Annotated in this window: 2 protein-coding genes and 1 pseudogene; all 3 read left to right on the top strand. The window is 41.5% G+C overall.

From position 1 onward, the window contains the following. Positions 1–845, top strand: an 845-nt coding sequence (locus B7C60_RS18160; protein ID WP_245868735.1) for a PTS sugar transporter subunit IIA, incomplete at its 5' end; no start/stop codon positions are given. A 98-nt stretch (positions 846–943) separates the two neighbouring features. After that, complete coding sequence (locus B7C60_RS06685; RefSeq protein WP_099610984.1) at positions 944–2,092, top strand: mannitol-1-phosphate 5-dehydrogenase; 1,149 nt, start codon at positions 944–946, stop codon at positions 2,090–2,092. Between the two features lie 60 nt (positions 2,093–2,152). After that, positions 2,153–2,234: pseudogene (locus B7C60_RS18155) on the top strand (MltR family transcriptional regulator); the annotation flags it as partial.

The following is a 2,234-nucleotide window of genomic DNA, read 5'->3' as shown; positions in this document are numbered from 1 at the left end:
CATCTTCAAGTAGCGATCGTGACATTAACCTTAGTCAAGTCAAAAACATCATTGTGGCTTGTGATGCTGGGATGGGGTCTAGTGCCATGGGTGCCAGTTTACTACGTAAGAAAATACAAGATGCAGGCCTAAACATCAACGTAACCAACCTTGCTATCAATAATTTACCGAAAGATGTCGATATTGTAATTACCCATAAAGACTTAACCGACCGAGCACGTAAACATGCTCCGAATGCGCAACATCTTTCACTCAATAATTTTCTCGACAACCAAATGTATAATCAATTGGTGACGCAATTACTGGCCGTGAAATATCCACAAGCGGCGAACGATGGGCATTTAATTAAAATGTCTGTTGTCGCTGCCAATGATGACTATTTTGAGCCCCAACAACCTTCCATTTTTAGCCTACAAGAAAAAAATATTCATCTTGGTTTAACGGCCCGCAATAAAGAAGAAGCGATACGCTTTGCGGGTAATCAACTGGTTGAACTAGGTTATGTTGAACCTGAATATGTGGATGCCATGTTTGAGCGAGAAAAATTAGTTCCAACCTACTTAGGTGAATCAATCGCAGTGCCTCATGGAACGATAGAAGCTAAAGATCGTGTCATTAAAACCGGTATTGTTATTTGCCAATATCCATCAGGGGTTCAATTTACTGACGAAAAAGAAGATATTGCTAAACTCGTGATCGGGATTGCTGCAAAAAATGATGAGCATATTCAAGTGATTACTGCCATTACTAACGCCCTTGATGAGCCAGAGGCCATCAAGACATTAACCTCAACTAAAGACATTAAAGACATCTTGGCCATTTTATCGAAAACCCAAGCTGCATAATAGCTTTGCTCCTGAGGCAAAACGAGGTCAGCTCCCCCTTATTTACCACGCTGACCTCACCCTAATCTCGTTAGTCACTTTTTAATAGGTAATCAATTATGAAAAATGCAGTACATTTTGGTGCGGGTAATATTGGCCGTGGTTTTATCGGCAAACTTCTGGCAGATGCTGATATTCAAGTCACCTTTGCCGATGTAAATGAACCTTTAGTCGATCAACTCAGTCACCAGCAACAGTATCAGGTTAAAGTCGTCGGTAGTGAATGCCGGATAGAAACGGTCAACCATGTTACCGCAGTAAATTCAGCCAGTGATGATGTCATTGAACGCATCATGAATACCGATTTAGTGACAACAGCCGTTGGCCCCACTGTGTTGGATATTATCGCCAAAACGATAGCTAAGGGACTTGAAGCGCGCTTTGCTAGCGGCAATGAACAGCCACTCAATATCATTGCTTGTGAAAACATGGTTCGCGGAACCAGTCACTTAAAAAGTGAAATTTTTAAGTATTTAAGTTCTGAGTCACAAGTAAAAGCAGAACAATGGGTCGGTTTTGTTGATTCAGCGGTCGATAGAATCGTCCCGCCTACGGAAGCGGCAAACGATGATCCACTTGAAGTGACCGTGGAAAGCTTCAGTGAATGGATTGTCGATGAACAACAATTTAAAGGAGACATTCCTTCAATTAACGGCATGGAAAAAACAGATAATCTGATGGCTTTCGTTGAGCGTAAACTCTTTACCCTCAATACCGGACACTGTATCACCGCTTATTTAGGCTGCTTGAAAGGACACCAAACGATCCGACAGGCAATCCAAGATCCACTTATTCATGCTGAAGTTAAACAAGCAATGCAAGAAAGTGGCGAAGTGTTAATTCGTCGATATGGTTTTGATCGAAAACTGCACTACGCCTACATTGAAAAGATCTTGTCTCGCTTTGCTAACCCCTATTTAGTCGATGAAGTGGATCGCGTTGGCAGGCAACCTCTACGAAAATTAGGTGTAAATGATAGATTGATCAAACCATTACTCGGTACAATAGAATACGGCTTAGAAAATAAAAACTTACTCAAAGGGATTGCTGCCGCGCTGAAATATACCAATATCAGTGATCCACAAGCGGTTGAACTGCAAAACTCGCTACGGAAACAAGGTATTGCTCAAACGCTAGCGCATTATTCCGGCTTAGATGCAAACAGTGTCGAAGTACAACAAATCGAAGCGATTTATCATCAGCTTTAATATGACACTTCGATGGGAAGAGCATGCTCTTCCCATCATCAACTTAAATTAGATCAGTATATGGCAGAAAAAATTAACGAAATCGATATCTTAGAACGACTAAACGAGGCCCCTTCTGTACGCGGTTTTTTTATCACCACTG

This window comes from Vibrio fujianensis, assembly GCF_002749895.1.
Taxonomy (GTDB): Bacteria; Pseudomonadota; Gammaproteobacteria; order Enterobacterales; family Vibrionaceae; genus Vibrio; species Vibrio fujianensis.
The sequence above is the reverse complement of the archived record's forward strand: the minus strand, read 5'-3'. Positions and strand labels throughout refer to the sequence as shown.

Bases quoted from the DNA above. Each gene is read 5' to 3' on its own strand.
- B7C60_RS06685 (WP_099610984.1), top strand. From the start codon at position 944: ATGAAAAATGCAGTACATTTTGGTGCGGGTAATATTGGCCGTGGTTTT.